At 63.3% G+C, this 18,471-nt stretch carries 17 protein-coding genes and 1 pseudogene; 10 read left to right on the top strand and 8 right to left on the bottom strand.

Annotated elements, in window-relative coordinates; genetic code table 11:
- The 6 genes from C1A30_RS01915 to C1A30_RS01890 all read right to left on the bottom strand — a co-directional run bounded on the left by C1A30_RS01915 (window position 1) and on the right by C1A30_RS01890 (window position 6,307).
- Window positions 1-1,677, bottom strand: coding sequence for a sodium:proton antiporter (locus tag C1A30_RS01915; RefSeq protein ID WP_101946572.1), 1,677 nt, complete (start codon window positions 1,675-1,677; stop codon window positions 1-3).
- A 446-nt stretch (window positions 1,678-2,123) separates the two neighbouring features.
- Window positions 2,124-2,918: an Fpg/Nei family DNA glycosylase gene (locus C1A30_RS01910; protein ID WP_101946571.1), complete on the bottom strand. Its 795-nt coding sequence runs from the start codon at window positions 2,916-2,918 to the stop codon at window positions 2,124-2,126.
- 3 nt (window positions 2,919-2,921) lie between these two features.
- Window positions 2,922-3,401 carry a ribose-5-phosphate isomerase gene (locus C1A30_RS01905; RefSeq protein ID WP_101946639.1) on the bottom strand — a complete coding sequence of 160 codons (480 nt, stop codon included), beginning with the start codon at window positions 3,399-3,401 and terminating at the stop codon, window positions 2,922-2,924.
- 105 nt (window positions 3,402-3,506) lie between these two features.
- Window positions 3,507-4,460: an isopenicillin N synthase family oxygenase gene (locus C1A30_RS01900; RefSeq protein ID WP_101946570.1), complete on the bottom strand. Its 954-nt coding sequence runs from the start codon at window positions 4,458-4,460 to the stop codon at window positions 3,507-3,509.
- A complete protein-coding gene (locus C1A30_RS01895; protein ID WP_101946569.1) occupies window positions 4,457-4,903 on the bottom strand; it encodes a nucleoside deaminase in 447 nt (148 codons plus the stop codon). The genes C1A30_RS01900 and C1A30_RS01895 overlap by 4 nt, the downstream gene beginning before the upstream one ends.
- Window positions 4,904-6,307, bottom strand: a complete 1,404-nt coding sequence (locus C1A30_RS01890; RefSeq protein WP_101946568.1) for a cytosine permease — start codon at window positions 6,305-6,307, stop codon at window positions 4,904-4,906.
- Window positions 6,308-6,389: 82 nt separating this feature from the next.
- On the opposite strand from C1A30_RS01890, the gene C1A30_RS01885 reads away from it, so the two are divergent.
- A complete protein-coding gene (locus C1A30_RS01885; protein ID WP_101946567.1) occupies window positions 6,390-7,037 on the top strand; it encodes a flavodoxin family protein in 648 nt (215 codons plus the stop codon).
- 83 nt (window positions 7,038-7,120) lie between these two features.
- Here C1A30_RS01885 and C1A30_RS01880 read toward each other — a convergent pair whose 3' ends face one another.
- Window positions 7,121-7,519 (bottom strand): VOC family protein, encoded by a 399-nt coding sequence (locus C1A30_RS01880; protein ID WP_101946566.1) that lies wholly within the window; start codon window positions 7,517-7,519, stop codon window positions 7,121-7,123.
- 478 nt (window positions 7,520-7,997) lie between these two features.
- Between C1A30_RS01880 and C1A30_RS01875 the strand changes: the two genes are divergently transcribed.
- The 6 genes from C1A30_RS01875 (at window position 7,998) to C1A30_RS01855 (ending at window position 13,782) form a co-directional block, all read left to right on the top strand.
- The gene (locus tag C1A30_RS01875) at window positions 7,998-8,942 is read left to right on the top strand and encodes an alpha/beta hydrolase (protein WP_160112676.1); all 945 of its coding nucleotides are present in this window, start codon (window positions 7,998-8,000) and stop codon (window positions 8,940-8,942) included.
- Complete coding sequence (locus C1A30_RS01870; protein ID WP_160112675.1) at window positions 8,939-9,418, top strand: SRPBCC family protein; 480 nt, start codon at window positions 8,939-8,941, stop codon at window positions 9,416-9,418. Before C1A30_RS01875 ends, C1A30_RS01870 begins: the two co-directional genes overlap by 4 nt.
- 331 nt (window positions 9,419-9,749) lie before the next feature.
- Window positions 9,750-11,540 carry an FAD-dependent monooxygenase gene (locus tag C1A30_RS01865; protein WP_101946563.1) on the top strand — a complete coding sequence of 597 codons (1,791 nt, stop codon included), beginning with the start codon at window positions 9,750-9,752 and terminating at the stop codon, window positions 11,538-11,540.
- Window positions 11,541-11,788: 248 nt separating this feature from the next.
- Complete coding sequence (locus C1A30_RS01860) at window positions 11,789-12,301, top strand: RNA polymerase sigma factor (RefSeq protein WP_160112674.1); 513 nt, start codon at window positions 11,789-11,791, stop codon at window positions 12,299-12,301.
- A gap of 117 nt (window positions 12,302-12,418) precedes the next feature.
- On the top strand, window positions 12,419-12,589 hold the full coding sequence (locus C1A30_RS35510) for a hypothetical protein (RefSeq protein WP_160112673.1): 171 nt from the start codon (window positions 12,419-12,421) through the stop codon (window positions 12,587-12,589).
- 158 nt (window positions 12,590-12,747) lie between these two features.
- Window positions 12,748-13,782, top strand: coding sequence for a helix-turn-helix domain-containing protein (locus tag C1A30_RS01855; RefSeq protein ID WP_101946561.1), 1,035 nt, complete (start codon window positions 12,748-12,750; stop codon window positions 13,780-13,782).
- Between the two features lie 412 nt (window positions 13,783-14,194).
- Here the strand turns inward: C1A30_RS01855 and C1A30_RS01850 are convergent, their stop codons facing one another.
- A complete protein-coding gene (locus C1A30_RS01850) occupies window positions 14,195-15,226 on the bottom strand; it encodes a nitronate monooxygenase (RefSeq protein WP_101946560.1) in 1,032 nt (343 codons plus the stop codon).
- Window positions 15,227-15,381: 155 nt separating this feature from the next.
- On the opposite strand from C1A30_RS01850, the gene C1A30_RS01845 reads away from it, so the two are divergent.
- The 3 genes and pseudogenes from C1A30_RS01845 to C1A30_RS35935 form a co-directional block, all read left to right on the top strand.
- A complete protein-coding gene (locus C1A30_RS01845; protein ID WP_160112672.1) occupies window positions 15,382-15,903 on the top strand; it encodes a nitroreductase family deazaflavin-dependent oxidoreductase in 522 nt (173 codons plus the stop codon).
- 485 nt (window positions 15,904-16,388) lie between these two features.
- Window positions 16,389-17,369 carry a methyltransferase gene (locus tag C1A30_RS01840; RefSeq protein WP_160112671.1) on the top strand — a complete coding sequence of 327 codons (981 nt, stop codon included), beginning with the start codon at window positions 16,389-16,391 and terminating at the stop codon, window positions 17,367-17,369.
- A gap of 31 nt (window positions 17,370-17,400) precedes the next feature.
- Window positions 17,401-18,396: pseudogene (locus C1A30_RS35935) on the top strand (GMC family oxidoreductase); the annotation flags it as partial.
- Window positions 18,397-18,471 lie beyond the last annotated feature (75 nt).

Raw genomic sequence — 18,471 nt, 5'->3', positions numbered from 1 at the left:
TCAGAAGCGGCTGTCCAGACGCGCCGACACCCCGGCCTCTTGTAAGTCCAAGCGTTCCAGCATGGCGCGGGCCGCCTCCTCCTCGATGCGCCCGGCGTCACGCTCGGCGATCAGCGCGCTGCGTTGCGCCGCAAGCACTTCGCGATAGAGCTGCGAGAACACCTCCGCGCGCCGCGTGTGCGACTCCGGATCAGGCATCTCGTCGGCGTCCTGGGAGTGCCTGGCGATGGTCAGCCTGATGTTGGCCAGCGTCGCGGCATCCAGACCCGCGGGCGGGTCGGCGGCGAACTTGGCCAGCACGTCGTCCGCGGCAGTGTGCACGATCTGCTCGGCCTTGCGGGTCTCGGTGTCGTCGAGCACCCGGTCGGCTTCGAAAGACGGCCCGAGCCAACGGATCAGCAGCGGCAACGTCCAGCCCTGCAGGAGCAGGGTGCCGACGCTGACCGCGAACGCGATGGCCTGAATCGTCGCCCGTTCGGGGAACGGCTCACCGGCGGTGGTCAGCAGTGGGATACCCGACGCCGCGGCCAGCGTCACCACACCGCGCATGCCTGTCCACGACACGACGACGTTCTCCTGCCACGTCAGCAAGCGGCGGTCGATCATGGTAGACCACTTGCCGTCCAACCGTTTTCGCGTGCCGAGCGCGCCGCGTGCACCGCCAGGGACCGGCACGCTGAGCCTGCTTTCGACATGACGCGACAGCAGGCCCCGGCCGAACATCAGGAACACGCATGCGGGCCGGATCACCAGCACGACCGTCAGCACGACAGCGGACGCCAGCGCGACCTCGGTCAGCGATTCGTGTGCCTCGCGCAGATCCTCGAGCACGAACCGCAATTGCAGCCCGATGTAGGCGAAGACGAACGCCTCGAGCATCACATCGACGGAGTTCCACACATACCGCTCCTGCAGCCGTGTCTGATAACCCGCATCCAGCGAGCCGTGGCCGACGACGAAGCCCGCCACGACGACCGCCAGCACCCCGGACGCGTGCAGATGTTCTGCGGAGATGAACGCCGCGAACGGCACCACCAGACCCTGGATCGTTTCCAGCCCCGGATGCGCGAGCCTGCGCCGGATCCACAGCGTGATGTAACCCAGTGCCGCACCGAATGCGGTGCCGAGGACGGCGCTGTAGCCGAACAACAGGACCGGATTTTCGATGAACGCCTCGCTGCCCGCGACGTGCGCCACCGAAATCGAGAACAGCGACAGCGCGGCCGCGTCGTTGACCAGACTCTCCCCCGTCAGGATCGCCATCACCTTTTTGGGCAGGCCCAATTTTCGGCCGACCGCCACCGCAGTGACCGCGTCGGGCGGCGCCACCACCGCACCGAGGATCAACGCGGTGGCGAACGTCAGCGACGGCACCAGCCACGCGGCGACGCCCGCGACGGCGACAGCGGTGATGACGACGAGGCCGACCCCGAGACCCAGGATGGGTCGGATGTTGCGCAGGAAGGTCGGGAACGAAAAGTCGAGGGCGGCAGAGTAGAGCAGCGGCGGCAACACCACCGACAGCAGCACTTCGGATTCCAGCTCCACGCCCTTGAATTCGGGTGCGAACGACGCCGCGAATCCGACCACGACGAGAACGAGTGCAGGTTCGAGCCCGCGCCGATGCGCGATGGCCGTCACCACGATGGCGCCGACGACAACGAGAATCAGTTCCACCCGGCGATTGTCGCCGAGGCCGCCGAACCTCGCTCGATTTGCTGGCGGACCCCGGGGACGTCGAGTGGGTGACGTCGCCAGAGTCCTCTCCTGCGTTGCCGCGTCAGGCGTCGCCTCCGCCGCTACCGCCTGCATCACCGGACGCGCCGGCGCCGCCGTTGCGTCGAACGGACGCCCCTTCTTCCATCGACGATGCGACCCGCTACCTCGATAGGAACTGCGCTTGGACATATTCAACCCCTTTGAACTCGTTGTTTGCCAAGCGACAGCAAATACTCGAATTCGCGCAGCGTTTCCATCCGCAAACACGGTATCCGCTGACTGAACACCCGTATCAGGTAATTCAGGCGATACGCGCGCGGCTCTCTTGTCGAGAGCAAATTCAAACTCAACGCCGTCGCTAATTCGCCAAATACGCCTGTGCGCCCGGACGCGAGTCCAGCGAACTACGTCTGGTCGGTCGGACACCAGAACAGATTGCGGCCCTCGAGTTCGGCGGTGCGGATCGTGGTGCCGCACACCCGGCACGGTTCCCCGGCCCTGCGGTAGACGTACGTGCGCGGGCGCCCCGGCGCATACGACGGCAGACCGTGGTCGTCCTCGGGTCGCACCGTGATGATCTTGCCGCGCCGCAACCCGACCTTCATCAGCGCGACCAGATCCGTCCACATCGCCTCGAACTCGGCCTCGTCGACGCGTGTGCCAAGCCGATACGGGTCGATGCGATGGCGGAACAACAGTTCGTTGCGGTACACGTTGCCGACCCCGGCGATCACCGTCTGGTCCATCAGCAAGGCCCCAATCGGCCTCCGGGACTTGCAGATTCGCGCCCACGCCAGCGAGCCATCGGCGTCCGGCCGCAACGGATCCGGCCCCAGCCTGGCGACCACCTCGGCGACTTCGGGCTCCTCGATCACCTCGCACACCGTCGGGCCACGCAGATCGGTGCCGTACTCGGTGCCGATCATCCGCATTCGCACCTGGCCGACCGGCAGCGGCATGGGGATCGGCACCTCGGTGAACGTGCCGTACAGGCCGAGGTGCACGTGCACCACCCGGCCGCCCTCGTAATGGTGGAACAGGTGCTTGCCCCATGCGCTGGCCTTCTTGAGCACCCGCCCGTTGACCGAGGCGGCGCCGTCGATGAACCTGCCCTGCGGGCTGGACACCATCACGGGGGCACGTCCGAACCGGCGCTGATGCAGCCGGGCCAGCCGGTGCAGGGTGTGGCCTTCGGGCATGCCTCAGGCCGGTGCGCCGGGCACCGGTGGCGCGACGTGCGTCTTCTCGTACTCGGCCAAGATGTCGATACGGCGTTGGTGCCGTTCGGCTTTCGACCACTCGGCCGCCAGGAACGCGTCGATGATCTCCAACGCCTGCTCCAGCGTGTGCATGCGGCCGCCGATGCCCATCACCTGGGCGTTGTTGTGCTCGCGGGCCAGCGTTGCGGTCTCCACGCTCCATGCCAGCGCGCAGCGCACCCCTGGCACCTTGTTCGCGGCCATCTGCTCACCGTTGCCCGAACCACCGATCACGATGCCGAGGCTGCCCGGGTCGGCGACCGTCTTCTCCGCGGCCGCGATGCAGAACGCCGGATAGTCGTCCTCGGCGTCGTAGACGTAGGCGCCGCAGTCGACCGGGTCGTGGCCGTTCTTGCTGAGGTGCTCGATGACTGCCTGTTTGAGTTCGAAGCCCGCGTGGTCAGAGCCCAGGTAGACGCGCATGGCGGCCATTCTGGCAGAACGTGCACCCGCCCCTCCCGCGAGCGCCCGTGTTTGTCCGCGACACGCCGCGAAAAAGTGGCATTTTGCGGTCACTTGCCTGGCGTTTCAGCCGACGGTGATGGCGTCCAAGCGCTCCTTGATGAATGCCGACGACGTCACCGGCCCCAGCCCCGACACCCGCCCGATGGGCGGCTTCAGCGGCGTGACGACCGCGTCGTGGTTGGCCTCGTAGAAGTAGACCAGCGACACCAGGTCCTCCTCGGGCGCGTGCGGTTGCGGTGGCAGCACCCGATGCCTGCCCGACGGCCAGCGTCGCCCGCTCCAGTACTCCAACAGGTCGCCGATGTTGACGGTCAGCGCGTCGGGGTCGTACGGGGCATCGCTCCAGTCGTCGTCGTCCGAATACACTTGCAGGCCACCGGCGCCCGGTTCGCGGTCGAGAATGGTCACCGTGCCGAAGTCGGTGTGCGGTCCGATGCGGAACTGCCCGGGTTCGGGTTCGCCGACGACGCTGACCGGCGGATAGTGGTTGATGTTCATGGTCCAGGTCGGCCGGTCGGCCAGGGCGGCGAACGGGTTGTCCGGCAGCTTCAGCGCATAGGCGAACAACGCCAGCAGATCGTCGGCCAACCGGCGCATGGCGGCGGTGTACTGGCCGACCAGCCGCTGCAACGACGGGACCTCGTCGGGCCAGACGTTCGGTGCGAACCACACCCGGTCCACCTCGGGGTCGCCGGTCGTCGTTTCGGCGCCCAGGCTGTAGCTCTCCTTCAGGTCCGGCGGCGTCTCGGTGCCCTCGGCGTACGCGTTCGCCTCGACCCCGGGCGGCAGCCAACCGTGGCCGGCGACCGACACGGCGTAGCGCTGCTTGACCTCATCGGGCAGCGCGAAGAACTCGCGCGCGGCGGCGCGCACCTCCGCCGGTAACGACGGGTCTATGCCATGCCCGGTGACCAGGATGAAACCCGCACGCTGCAATCCCTCATCAACTGCCACGGCCACCCTGTCGGCAGCCGCCGCACCCTCGCGCCAATGCGAAATGTCAACGGTCGCAATCACTCACTGATCCCTATGTCCTCGTTCCAGAGTTGCGGGTTGGCCGCGATGAAGTCCGCCATCATCGTCACACACCGCTCGTCGTCGAGCACCGTGACCGCTACGCCGTGCTCTGCCAGCCAGTCGTGCCCGCCGGTGAAGGTGCGGCTCTCCCCAATCACCACCGCCCCGATGTTGAACTGGCGCACCAGTCCGCTGCAGTACCAGCACGGCGACAACGTCGTCACCATCACCGCCGACCGGTAGTCGCGTTGCCGTCCCGCAGCCCGAAACGCGTCGGTCTCGGCATGTATCGACGGATCGTCCTGCTGCACCCGCCGGTTGTGGCCGCTGCCGAGCAGCACCCCATCGGCGGTGAACAGCGCGGCACCGATCGGAATACCGCCTTCCGCCAACCCTTTTAGGGCCTCCTGGTAGGCGACCTCGAGCATCGCGTCGGCGTCCATCTAGCCGACCACCCGCTCCGCGGCGATCTTGGACCTGCACAGCGTCAGATAGGCGGCCCCGGCCAACAGGAACCCGACGAAGAACGTGACGTCACCCAGTGCCGGGCACGCCTTGGCGACGAAGCCGACGAACTTCTCCTGGTTGGAGAACAACGCCACCGACACCGCCAACCCGATCACGAACGACAGCAGGCCGTTCCAATTCGCATACGAGCGGTCGTAGAGGAAGCCTGCGACGGCCTGGCCGCGGCGCAGATACTGGTCGGCGAACACCACGCCGAGCCACGGTCCGATCCAGTAGGCGATGATGAGCAGGAACGCCTCATAACTCTGGGCGGCGTCGGGCAGCGCCCACGAGGCCACCAGAAAGCCCGCCACGCCGAAGAACACGGTGACGACGGCCCTGGCGACGTGATGCGGAAGTTTGATGCCAAGCGTCACGAAAGCCATTGCGCCCGAATAGATGTTGATGGCATTGGCGGCGACGGCGCCGATCGCGATGGCCAGCAGCGTCGCCTTGGCCAGCGGCGAGGCCAACTGGCTGGTGAACTCGGCGGTCGGATTGTCCAGCGAGTCACCGCCGATGGTGACCGATGCCGCGCCGACCACCTCGAGGAACACGCACGACACGAACAGCCCTGCGGCCGCGAAGAATCCGGTACGGGCGGTCGACACAGAGGCGGGCAGGTAGCGGGTGTAGTCGGCTGCGTAGGGCGTCCACCCCGCCGCGTAACCGAATGCGGTGCCGACGGTCAGCAGGAATCCCCCCATGCCGCCGACGCCGCCCGCGGCGGGAGCGCCGAGGTGCGCTTTGGACAGGATGACCACCGACGCGACCGCGAAGATCACGGCGAGCACCGGGAACGTCCAACGCTCGAAGGCCTGCACCAGGTTGTGCCCGAAGAACGCCAGCGCGGTCTGCAGCAGCACGATGATCACCAGTCCGACCAGCGGGGCGAAACCAAACAGGGTGGCCAGCGCGTAGGCGCCGCTGACGCTGTTGGTGGCGAACCAGCCGACCCCGGCGGTGATCGACATCAGCACCGCGGGCACAGCGTTGCCCTTGAACCCGAACGGAAGTCGGCCCAGCACCATCTGTGGCACTCCGTGCAAGGGTCCGCGCGCGGACAGGAAGTAGTGCGCGATCGCGCCAAGCCCGGTGCCGATCACGATGCCGAGGACCGCCTGCCAGAAGCTCATGCCGAACGCCGCCACCGCCAGCACGCCGACGAAGATCGTCGCGAATTCGAGGTTGGGCGAGGTCCAGGTCCAGAACAACTGGCTGGGTTTGCCGTGGCGATCGGCCTCGGCGATGTATTCGTTGCCGCCGGGTTCTACGGCGACGACCTGGTCGCGGTAGCTGCCGTCGCTCTGGACGGTGGGTTCGGTGACTGTCACCGTCATACAGTCATGCCCACGTCGCTAACTCGCAACCGGAGTAAACGCGCCGGAAACAAACGGGCAGGCCGACAGGTTGGTACGCCACATGGAGACACTCGTGGTGAGCGCCAGCCCGCGCGAAGACGGCAACTCGCACATCCTCGCGCGCGCCGCCGTCGAGGGCGCACAGCGAGCCGGGCACCATGTCGAGCACCTTTTCCTCGACGAGCACGTGCAACGGATGCTCGGCAACTGCCGGCGGTGCCGCCTGTCCGACGGCAGCTGCTCGCTGGACGACCGCTACGAAGAGCTGCTGATCGACCACATGCTGCCATCGGACGGCATCATCTTCGCGATGCCGCTGTACTTCTACGGCATGCCAGGCCGACTCAAGACCGTCTTCGACCGGTTGTTCTGCTACACCGCCAACAGCGCTCCGCAGCAGGACCGGGTGGTCAACGGGATCATGCACAAGAAGATCGGCGTACTGATCTCCTGCGAGGAGAGCTATCTCGGAGCGACCCAAGGCGTCATCGCGCAGTTCCAGGAGCTGACCCGTTACCTGAACCAGGACCTGGTCGGGGTTGTCGTCGGAAATGCAAACAGCCGCGGCGAGATCGTGCGTGACCCCAGCGACCCGCTGGCATGCGCACGCGATCTCGGCTCGCGACTGTTCGATATCCGGGTCACCGACTACCGGTTGGACACGGTCCGCTCGAACCGGGTCTGGGACGGCGCGCCGACGTTGCGTTGACTCTGCATCTACGGCGTCGAACTGCCCGAAACGGCCGCCCTCAGCGCAGAGTCAACGCGCACACGCGACAACCGTGCACGCTGTCAACCCGGAAATGCGAAGAATTCCAGCGCGATACCGTCTGGATCACGGAAACTGAGCGCCGATCCATAGGGCGCATCCACAATGCCGCAGTGTTCGATGCCTAGCTCGTCGAGGCGCCGTACCCAGGCTTCTAACTCGCTCCTGGCGGAGCAACCGAAGCCGATATGATCCAGCCCAACCCGAAACTCGCTGAATCCCTCACTATCGGCTCGCTCGTCATGCTGGTGAATGCCAAACGCGGAACCGTCCTCAAAGATCCACACCTGATGGTGAAACCCTGCGCCGGTGTGCTCGTCGATCGCAGGCTCCGTACCGATCAGCGCGCGATACCAGGGCCCGCTGACCGTCAGATCGCTTACGGTCACGGCGACATGGTTGAGGGCGTGAAAACCGACCATCGAGGTCCTTCCATTGATCTGACGTTGGGTACTCAGTTCTTTCGCACGTCACCCAGGGCTCCGCGGCATGGCCGACGAGCTCGGTCCCCGCGTCCCGGCAAGCACGCCATCGGCGGATCCGGACCCGAGGGACGGCATCTGTGTATACGCCAGGCGCATGGAAAAGCTTGCGAAGCGGCGCAACCCGACAAACCAGGCGCGGAGCCGGACCGGGCTGCGATCAGATACCACGAAGCACCGCAACGCGTCGCCGCTCCGACGAGGCTGGCGCGATCGAACGTCGATGTGGCGCGATCGGACAAAGATGGGCGCTCGGGATCCTCATATCATTGCCGACACTGCATCGTCGCGAATGAAGGGAATCGCGTCCGGCCCCGCGTGTTCTGGGAATCGACGTAAAACTTCTCCCCCACACCGCAGTCTCAACAACACGATCGACAAGCGAATCTACTCAAAGATTTCACGAAGGAGCCAACCCATGGGCCGCGAAGTTTCGGGAGTGACGGAGAAGAAGGTCACGTTCGACAGCGATGGCAAGAAAATCGCAGGCCTTCTCTTCACTCCCGACGGAATCAGCGCAGGGGAAAAGCTGCCTGGGATGGTCATTACCCGACCAGCGAGCGGTGTGAAGGAACAAACGGCAAGCCTGTACGCGCGGAAGTTCGCGGGCAAGGGGTACGTCACCTTGGCTTTTGATCCAAAAGGCTACGGCGAGAGCGAGGGCGTTCCTCAAATGGAGGATCCCTTCTCGATCATTTCAGACAACAAGAACGCGTATACCTACCTCGCATCGCTGCCCGAAGTTGATAAAGACAAGCTCATCAGCGCCGGCATCTGCATGGGAGCCGGACATGCGACGGCCGCCAGCTCGGCGGATCCGCGCATCAAGGCGACGGTGGCGATCAGCCCGTATCTGACGTCACATATCGACTATCCAAAAGCGTTCGGGGGAAAGACCGTCGTGAGTGTATTGATGGGTCTTTCCGACCCGATCATCAACCTCTTCAAGCTGTTCGGGGTCTACTTCTACATACCGATTGTCCCGTTCAAGAAGTGGATGGAAATAATCCCCGCGACGGAGACGCAGGTGGGAATGAAGGAGTACTACGGAGGCGAGGGGCAGCCCGGCTATGTGCCCAATTGGAAGAACAAAGGCAACTTCTATCGGGCAAGTAACATAATGACTGGCCGCTACAACCCCTTCGAATACATAAAAGGATTCATCAACAAGCCGTTCTTCATGGCGTATGCCGACGGCGGGTATTCGGTGGATAAACTCCAAAAATTCTATGCGGAGATCCCGGCGGACAAAAAGGAAATCATGGTCGCGGAGGCCGCCACCCACTTCGACTTGTACTACAAGCCAGAGTTCGTCGACCCCATCGTCAACAACGCCGACGCCTTCTTGAGGAGGAATTTGTGAATGGGGTCGTGACGGCGGGAACTAGGAGCGTCTTCCGGATCGAGCGGGATACCACCGTTGCGGCCCAGAAGATTTACGATCGCCTCGCCGACGCAGCGGCGTGGAATCAGTGGGCTCCAGTCTTCAACCGTTCTGACGTCGTCCAGCTGGGTCCGATAGACCCGTTGGGCGCCGGAGCGATTCGTCGGCTACGCGGCCTGCGCGGCCTACTGACCATCGACGAGCAGATCCTGGAAGCCACACGGCCCTCCTATCAACGGTATACGGCGTTGCGTGGACTACCGGCGCGTGAGTACAGCGCAGAGGTGCGCATCGATGAGCTAAACGGTGGGACGCGCCTGGTTTGGACCGGTCAATTCAAGCCACGCGTCCCCGGCACCGGCTGGGTCCTGGCCAAAATCCTCGCGTATTCGATAGGTGTGGTCGTTAATCGGCTGATCGCGGGGTGTGAACGCGCCGCGGTCAACGGCTTGTGACTGTCCGGTATCGAGGCCTGCGACGCTAGGAGGGGCCGCCGATCTCCTGCTGGTGCAACACCGTTCGCAAACCACGCCGAATGCCGTTCGGCGGTCGTTACCGATCAATAGTCGTGCGCGCATAGACAAGCGGAGCGGCGACGCCCGTCGCGATACTGGCGTCAGCGACAGCTTGGCTCATGGGCGGTCGGCTCTACGACGGATTCGCAAGTGAGCGCTTGAGGACTGGCCAGCGTCGGCCCACTTCACTGGCGTGCCTTCACCAACACCATGCTTCACTGAGCGGCCTTGTCGGTGCGGGACGAAACATACAACCACTATTGGAGAATCAATGATCGCTGACACTTGTGATGTCATTGTTGTTGGAGCCGGTCCGGTAGGTGCCACAGCCGCTCTGCTTCTCGCATCACAAGGACTTTCGTGCATCGTGATCGAGGCACAACAACAGGCATACAGCGGGCCCGCCGTGCACGTCGTTTCGACACGGTCGATGGAGATTTGGCGCGAGGTCGGACTGGAGGGTGACATCCTCGCGCTGAGCAAAATGATGCGCGAGAAGGGCGGCATTCCCCACTGCTCGGCACTGACAGGTCTCGAGATGGAGCCAGCGCACCCGGCTGAACTGCCAGACATGCATATGGGCGTTGGTGACTTTGTCAGCCCGACCCGTGCGGTTCACCTGCCAGAGAATCTGCTCTCGCCGTTGTTGTGGCTCCACTTGCGTGGGAATCCGCGCATCGATCTCCGAACAGGTTGGAAGTACCTGTCGCACACGGACTTCACTGACGGCGTCACGGTCAGCGTCGCAGACGCCGCGACTGGAACCCGTGACGTCATCGTGGCCAACTACATCGTGGCCACCGACGGTCCATCCAGCAGTGTCCGGCTTGCATTGGGAGTCGCGACGCACGGACCGATGTTGCAGCACATGGTCAGCGTGCACTTCAGCGGCGAACTCGAGGCCCTCCCGCGCGCTGCGTCCGGGCCGGTGGTGTGGACCCGCAGCGCCAACGGTGTCGGCGCCCTCCTGATCCACGGGGGGCCAAACGACCTCGTGTTTCAGTTCCCCTATTTCCCCCCCTTCGAGTCGTTGGACGATTTTCCTCCAGCGACCTGTCGCGACCGCATCCTCGACGCCATCGGTGACCGAAATATCGAAGTCAACGTGAAGGCCGTTGAGTCGTGGACGGTGCAAATGCAGGTGGCCACCACCTACCGGATAGGGCGCTCCTTCCTGGCTGGTGAGGCAGCGCATCGGTTTCCGCCCGACAGCGCGCTGGGGCTCAATACGGGTATCGCAGATGTCCACAATTTGGCGTGGAAACTGGCCTGGGTGCACACCGGGCGAGCCGGTGACGACTTGCTGAACACCTATGAGCGGGAACGTCATCCCGTCGGTGTCGCCATGGCCGCCGAGGCAATGGAAAGCCTGGACGGCATGTTAGAAGTTGTTGCCGTGCTGGGCCTGCCGCGACGAGCAGCACGACTGCTGCCTCGTGCCGTCGCCGCACTGCCGACGTGGTTACCGCAGGCTCCCGTGCGTGTGGTCCTACACGGCCTGATCAGATTGGCGTACCAGCGTTTCTTCCTGGGAATCTCGCCGGGCAGGGTCGGGCGGTCTGCAAGGCGCCGCGCTCGAGCAGCCATCACAAGGCAGCGTTCCCACCACCACACCTGTGGACGCGACTTGCGGGTGCGATATACAGATGGCGCGGTTTCCTCCGATGGGCTACCGGCCGCCCGCAATGATCAGCACTTCTGCGCGCCTTTTTCGCGTTCGGGTGGGCGCCTTCCGCATCGCTGGGTTAGCGAGCGGGGAGGCCGTGTTTCGACGCTGGATCTGATCAGTCGCGATGAACTCACCCTGCTGATGACATCAGAAAGCGCGCCAGTGTGGTGCGTTGCGGCTGAGGGTCTTCCATTCTCGCCAGTAGCGGTCGCCGAACGCGACATTTTTGAGACGGGAGTACCCGCAAGGCGTTTCGACGCTCTAGTCGTTAGGCCGGATGGTCACATCGTCGCGGCATTGGACTCCGAGCGACATGGCGCCGGATCTTTGCGACAGGCTCTGCTGGTCGTTGGGGCGTCATCGTCGGCTGCAGGAGCGGACGCGACGCCATGAGTGCCGTCGTCGAAGTTCGGCCGCCGACTACTGCCGGCCCAACACGGGGTGTGGAGTCCAGCTTGCCTCCGGGAGACGGAACTCTGGTCGGTCCACGGCTTTTGGCGGCTGTGGCGCATGTGTGAGGTAGCGACTATGGGAAGAGGTAGATGATGAACGCTCCTATGGTCTCAGCCAACGATGAGCCTGTTAGTAGCGAAAGGGCTGGACCGGTCGCCGCTTGGTGCGCCAGATTTGAAGTAGAGGTGATGCCGCTTGTGGACCACCTTCGCGCGGTCGCCTGGAAGTACGCCGGCAACGCAAGCGACGCTGAGGACCTACTCCAGGAGACTCTTCTTCGGGCCTTCAAGGCATTTGCCCGGTTTGATCAGCACCGGCCTTGTATGCCGTGGCTGCTGACGATCATGCGGAATACGTGGATTACCAACTACCGGGCCTCTAGACATCGGCCGGTTGAGCACCTCGTTGCCGACTATTCAGAACACGAAGCGTCCGCGTCGACGGGAACTGTTGGTCAGAGGTTGTCGGCCGAAGACCAAGTGCTGTGCGGCGATGTGAACGCCGAGTTGCTTCGCGCGGTTCTCGCACTGTCGCTGGATATGCGCAAGACTCTGTATCTCGTGGCTTTTCAAGATCTTGATTATCACGAAGTGGCCAGGCTAATGGGTGTATCGCGACATACCGTGGCCTCACGAATGCACCGCATTCGGCGTAGTCTGCGAATGGTGTTGCAGCAGCATGAGATATGCAGCGCCGCTTAGCGTCACAGGCCTCGACACCGTCAGTCGAGATTCTCCATAGGCACAGAATCGCTCGGGTAAGAACACGCATTCTCGCCGGGACTGCTCTGCGGCATTGGGAGACACACCATCGTCGTCATGACAGGTTCCACCGCGCCGGGTCCACCGATTGTGCCGATCGGTTCGATCGATCTCGAGCCACCGCACTTCTGGCGCGGCGACGACGAATACCGCGACGGCGCATTTGCAACGCTGCGCCGCGAGGCTACTTTCCTCTTTCCTGCACGTGATCTCGGTGGGTCGGACTAGGAGCGGGCGGTAGGCAGCGCAACTCATTCAAAACTGCACGGCCACGCGTCCGCCGGTTTCCAGCAGACTCTCAGTGCATAAACACCACCAGCATTGGTTACGGTTCGTTGCCCATTGTGAGGGCAGTTCTGTATCAAGATCGATGGAGGTGGTGCACCGTGGCCTCACAAGCAGTTCATTCGAAGCGTGACTTCGACTCCACCGCAAACCCGTCTGTCTTCGCGGGCGAGGCGCAATACCAAACGCTCAGTAGATCGCTGCTCCGACAGTCGGTCCCGATGCATTTGACTACAGACCGTGTCGATAGCTTTTGCGCGCGAGTAGCCTCGCTCGACCTCGGGTTCGTTCAGATGCAAAGAATCTGGTCTGGCAGCCGATTCAATGTGCATCGAACCAGTAGGCTCATCGCCCGCAGCGACTCAGACTTCCTCAAGGTCGTTGTTCAAACGGGGGGTGTCTGCACGCTTTCGCAGGGTGGTCGACACGCCACCTTGGCCGCGGGGCAGTTCGTCCTGTATGACACCGCGCGTCCCTATGAGATCAGCGGGAAACCTGGCTTCCATATGTCGGCCGTCCTGATACCGCGTCAAGTTCTGCGCCTGTCCCCGTCTCACTTGGAACGCTTGGCATTGCAACCGATAAGTGGCCGACAGGGCATCGGACTGCTGGTTTCGGAGTACATCGAAAAACTCGCTTCGCAAACGGGCAACGGAATCGAATCTGGCGCATGCCATCTGGCCGACGCGACCCTGGCCCTGCTCGCTGCATCGTTCGCCGAACAACTCGGTACCGATTGCATGGAAACCGATGATGGAAAAGTAACTATTCTTCGTGTCCAGGCCCACATCGAGCGTCGCCTCAGCGACCCGAAGTTGAACATCGCGAGCATCGCTTCGGCCAATCACATTTCGATCCGCACTCTGCAAAAGCTCTTCGAAGCCGAGGGCCACACGGCGACGGGGTGGATTCGTCTCCGACGGCTTGAGCACTGTCGCAGGTACTTGGCCGACCCGGCCCGTGCCCACCAATCGATAGGGTCGATCGGCGCTAGCTGGGGGTTGCCCGATCACGCACGTTTCTCGCGGCAGTTCAAGGCGCAATACGGTCTCTCGCCGACGGATTACCGCGCCGCAGCGATCGCTGTCGCCGGATATGCGCAAGACTCTGTATCTCGTGGCGTTTCAAGATCTTGACGATTGCGAGGTGGCCAGGCTCATGGGTGTGCCGCGACGTACCGTGGCCTCATGAATGCACCGCATTCTGCGTAGTTTGCGAATGGTGTTGCGCCAGCGGCGTGCTTCCCAGCGCGGCCCGGGCCTGAAAAGGAGCGCTCGGACCGCTCTGCTCCTGCGAATGTGTGAGATCCGATGCAGGAGAAGCTTGGGCAGCTGCGTTCTGGTTGTTACCTATGATCAACGCCGAGTAATTTCGTGCCAGACAAGGATTCTCGGCTGGAACAAGAGTTGAGGAGCCGCAACGGGTCATATTGCGTCTACTGCGTTGCGCTGGCTTCGCATGACAAGAAATGAGCTGTGGTGGGCAAGCGGAGGCGCTGCTCCGAGTTCTTGACTGTCGCCCGCCCCCGATTCTTCGAGCAACCTCAGCCTACCGCCGGCACAGCCCGTCGGTGACACGACCCATGATCTCAGCAACCGGCCCTGGACGACTTCGCCGGAATTGGCTGCCGGCGAACAAGCTCAATCCCTGCGCATCACCCGCCTCAGCCGCTGCGGCGAGCAAAGGCGCAGTCATGAAGCCGATCTCGGGAAAGCCGAACGGTGCCTGATCGGAATGATCGTCGGTAAACCGGTTGCGAATTGCCCGCGCATACCGCCCGGTGAACGACCGGGTCACCACCGTTTCTGAGAACTCGTCACTCTGCAGGGCAGCGCGGTACACCTGATGCGTACCCGCCTCATCGGCGAGCAAGAAGGCCGTACCCAGCTGCACGGCCGCTGCGCCCGAACCTAGAATCGTCGAAACGTCGGAAGCCGTGGCGATGCCGCCGGCACCTACAACGGGGATGTCTACGCTGGCGGTCACGGCTGCGACAAGTTCCGGGAGCGCCTCCGTAGCCGGCTGCTCCCGCGGATCCAGGGTGCCGCGATGACCGCCCGCTTCGGGGCCTTGCGTGACCAGGGCATCAACGCCGATCGCTGCCGCAATCCTCGCTTCGGCCACCGTGGTCACCGTCGCCGTAGTGCTCGCCCCCACCGCCTGTAGCCGCTTCACCTCCGCCGGGCTCGGCAAACCGAAGGTGAAGGAGACCATGTCCGGGCGGATATCACACAACATGTCGAGCTTGGGTTGCCAGTCGGTGTCGTGTCGTGGCCGGCCCACCTCGACGCCGAATCTTGCGGCGTCAATTCGAAGGTGTTCCGCATATTGCTCTAACTCTTGCGGAATGGCCGCCACCGGTGTTGGGACAAAGAGATTCACCGCCAGCGGCCCGGACGATAAGCGCCGAACCTCGGCAGCCTGGTGGGCGCATGCTTCGGTCGACAGCAATCCGGCTGCAACCACGCCAAGCCCGCCAGAATTCGTTGCAGCAGCGCATAATTGGGGCGTCGATGGACCACCCGCCATCGGCGCGACTATCACTGGAACCGTGAGGTCATTGAAGACAAAGTGCACCATGCTGTCCTATACGCCGGTCGGCGTCGAGATATTCGCCTGAGAGTCAATGCGTTCAGGTAACCCATCAAGACGTTTTTCACCTCGGATGTGTCCCGTGCCTCGGGTGTGAAAATGATTACCGTGGAATGTGGGGCCGACTCCCTAGAATCGCCGAGATGTCGATACCCGATGTGAAACCCGGGACATCTGCCGCCCATCGAGCCGTGGCCCGACTAGCGACATCCAAGATCGGAATCGCGATGGTGCGCTCGCTCGGCGGCCGGTATGACCCCCTACTGTTACGGCTCACGCGCGGCAGGATCTCCCTCGTCCATCCTTTTCCTGCATTGTTGATTCACCATGTCGGCGCTCGCTCCTGCAAGCCCCGGACGAGCGTGGTCGTGTACTTCACCGACAGTGGGCGAATCATCGTGATCGCTTCGAACTTCGGTTCGCGCCGCAATCCCGCGTGGTACCACAATGTTCTAGCGAATCGCGAGGTGAGGCTGTTCGGGCGCGGCATCGACCGCCGCTTCACCGCAGAGGAAATCGTAGGCCTCGAACGTGACCGCCTGTTCGCCCTGGTGCAGGGGGCAGCGTCGCCGTATGGCGACTACCAGGCGGCGGCTGGTGACAGAACGATCCCTGTCATCGCGTTTGCCCCCGTCGACGGTCATAGTCACCGCCGACGGGCATGAAGCCGCGCTCCCCTGCCTGCGATATCGCGTTCCTGTCGATTTGATCAGCACGCGAACGGCGGGGACCTAATCCGCTTCCCCGGCGTACTTGGATATGTGACCGAACCCAGATACGCGTTAGGCAGCGGCATATCCCGTCTGGACACGCTTGAGCTACGACGGAAAGAGGCCCTACACGACATGAATTCGGTTACCACACTGCCGACAATCGTGGCAGTCGGGCCAGCGACCGCAGAGGGTGCTCGGATGCGGGTTGCCCTCCTCTATTTGGAAAAGCACGTCGACGTAGACATGGGCCGGTCGCGCCGCGGCACTGGACCCGCGCTGCGGTGTGCGCCTGTCGAAACGATTCTGTCGGTTCTCGTCTGAGGCGTTCCAGCCACATCGGCTATTGATCCGTTGATGGGTTGTCGCCGCGGCCCACCGTCGAAAGGAAGCTCATGTCACAATCGTCGTCCTCGACGCGCGTTGACCATCACCAGCGCATGCTCGAGATGATCTTCGGTTTCTGTACCACCCAGGTAGTGCGCACCGTCGCCGGGTTGTCGATAGCCGATCACTTGGCTGCCGGACCGCTGACCGCCGACCAGATTGCCGAGCGCGAACACACCTCTCCACACATCACATTCCGGCTGCTGCGCGCCTGCGCCGGACTGGGATTGACCACCGTAGATGACGCAGGTCGCTTCGGCAGCACCGAGGTTCTCGAGACACTGCGCTCAGATGCACCTCGCTCGCTGCGCGCGCTGTCGATCGGGGCCACCAACGACGCATTCTGGTTGCCGTGGATGAGGTTCGCGGAGTCAGTGCGCACCGGACACAACCAGGCAGCCGAAACCCTCGGCATGGATGTCTTCAGCTATTTGGAGCAGAACCCCGCGCTAGCAATCGAATTCAGTGCCGCTATGACCAGCTTCACGGAGCTGTGGGCGTCGCCGTTGGCTGAACTGATCGATACGCGCAATGTTCGTCGCGCGGTGGACGTTGGCGGCGCCAACGGTACGTTGCTGACACTGCTCCAACAGGCCAACCCGGCGCTCCAGGGAATTCTCTTCGACCGCCCGAACATCGCCGAAACTGCGAAGGCGCTGCTCGCGGGGAACGGTTTCGCCGAACGCACCGACGTCGTTGGCGGCGACTTCTTCGAGTCCGTTCCGACGGGGGATCTCTACCTACTGAAGAACATCCTGCACGACTGGGACGATGAGAGGGCCGTGAAAATTCTGCGCCGGTGCCGTGAGGCGATGGAACCGGGCGGCCGCGTTGCAATCATCGAATTCGTCATCGGCGATGACCCTCACAACAGCTTCGGTACGCTGGTGGACTTGCTCATGCACGTGCTTGCCGATGGGCGCGAACGCTCGCTGAAGGATTTCGATGCCCTGCTGCACCATGCCGGTTTGAAGCGTACGTCAGTACTGACGGTGGATACGCCGCAGAGCGTCATCGAGGCCGTCGCCCAGTAGGCATCCGGATATCCGTGCGGCACGAAGCGAAATGGGTGGCGACTGCCTGCCGCGCGCGCTTAGCAGCACCAGGTCGATCGCACGCCGGTGTGAACTCGTCGCCCGGCAACGAACTCGAAATGAATCCCGACAGGAGAAACACATCGTGAACACCGACATGGAAACGGACTACCTCGTCATCGGCGCCGGCGCCTCGGGCAGCGTGATCACACGCCGATTGCTCGATGCGGGTCATCGTGTGCACGTCATAGAGGCCGGCCCCGGCGACTGTGATCCTGCCATCGCCTCGCCGCACGCGTGGGTCGAATTGATGGTCCGCGGGTCACTCGACTGGGGGCTGGCGACCACGGCACAGCAGCACGCGCACAATCGGCAGATCCCCTGGCCTCGTGGCAAAGTGCTCGGCGGGTCGAGTGCTGTGAACGCCATGATCTACGTTCGCGGACACGCCAGTGATTACGACAAATGGGCCACCCACACCGGAGACCCAGGTTAGTCGTGGCGAAGCGTGCTACCGCTGTTCAAACGCTCAGAGGCCAACGACCTCGGACCGTGCGAGTACCACGGTGGCGATGGGCCGTTGCCGGTCAGCAGCGCATCGACCATCCATCCCATTTCCGCCGCATTCGTCAGCGCCGCAATTGCGTCCGGCCACAAGCCGATAACGGATTTCAACGCCCATGAGATGACCGGCGTCGGCTATGTGCAGACGACCACATGCGGCGGTGTACGGATGAGCGCTTGGCAAAGCTTCGTGGCGCCGGTGGCCGACAACCCGAACTTGACGGTTACCACGGATGCGTTGGTGCACCGCGTCTTGATTCAGGACGGTCGCGCGGTCGGCGTCGAGTACGGCAAGTCCGACGGTCAGCTGACACGGGTTTATGCGCACAATGAAGTGGTGCTGAGCGCGGGTGTCATCGGATCGCCAAAAGTGTTGCTGCTCAGCGGTATCGGTCCCGCGGAGCATCTGCGATCAGTCGGCGTACAACCCCTCGTGGACTTGCCAGGTGTTGGAGGAAACCTTCATGATCACCCGCTTGTCGCCAACCTGTACGAGGCCAAGCGGCCGCTACCCGACCCGGTCAACAATCTCGTCGAC

Origin of the sequence: Mycobacterium sp. 3519A, assembly GCF_900240945.1 — a bacterium.
GTDB lineage: Bacteria > Actinomycetota > Actinomycetes > Mycobacteriales > Mycobacteriaceae > Mycobacterium.
The sequence above is the reverse complement of the archived record's forward strand: the minus strand, read 5'-3'. Positions and strand labels throughout refer to the sequence as shown.

What these genes read in the sequence shown, in the direction of transcription:
- C1A30_RS01910 (WP_101946571.1), bottom strand. Translation starts at nt 2,918, where the DNA reads ATGCCCGAAGGCCACACCCTGCACCGGCTGGCCCGGCTGCATCAGCGC.
- C1A30_RS01905 (WP_101946639.1), bottom strand. Translation starts at nt 3,401, where the DNA reads ATGCGCGTCTACCTGGGCTCTGACCACGCGGGCTTCGAACTCAAACAG.
- C1A30_RS01895 (WP_101946569.1), bottom strand. Translation starts at nt 4,903, where the DNA reads ATGGACGCCGACGCGATGCTCGAGGTCGCCTACCAGGAGGCCCTAAAA.
- C1A30_RS01890 (WP_101946568.1), bottom strand. Translation starts at nt 6,307, where the DNA reads ATGACGGTGACAGTCACCGAACCCACCGTCCAGAGCGACGGCAGCTAC.
- C1A30_RS01885 (WP_101946567.1), top strand. Translation starts at nt 6,390, where the DNA reads ATGGAGACACTCGTGGTGAGCGCCAGCCCGCGCGAAGACGGCAACTCG.
- C1A30_RS01880 (WP_101946566.1), bottom strand. Translation starts at nt 7,519, where the DNA reads ATGGTCGGTTTTCACGCCCTCAACCATGTCGCCGTGACCGTAAGCGAT.
- C1A30_RS01875 (WP_160112676.1), top strand. Translation starts at nt 7,998, where the DNA reads ATGGGCCGCGAAGTTTCGGGAGTGACGGAGAAGAAGGTCACGTTCGAC.
- C1A30_RS01865 (WP_101946563.1), top strand. Translation starts at nt 9,750, where the DNA reads ATGATCGCTGACACTTGTGATGTCATTGTTGTTGGAGCCGGTCCGGTA.
- C1A30_RS01860 (WP_160112674.1), top strand. Translation starts at nt 11,789, where the DNA reads ATGCCGCTTGTGGACCACCTTCGCGCGGTCGCCTGGAAGTACGCCGGC.
- C1A30_RS35510 (WP_160112673.1), top strand. Translation starts at nt 12,419, where the DNA reads ATGACAGGTTCCACCGCGCCGGGTCCACCGATTGTGCCGATCGGTTCG.
- C1A30_RS01850 (WP_101946560.1), bottom strand. Translation starts at nt 15,226, where the DNA reads ATGGTGCACTTTGTCTTCAATGACCTCACGGTTCCAGTGATAGTCGCG.
- C1A30_RS01845 (WP_160112672.1), top strand. Translation starts at nt 15,382, where the DNA reads ATGTCGATACCCGATGTGAAACCCGGGACATCTGCCGCCCATCGAGCC.
- C1A30_RS01840 (WP_160112671.1), top strand. Translation starts at nt 16,389, where the DNA reads ATGCTCGAGATGATCTTCGGTTTCTGTACCACCCAGGTAGTGCGCACC.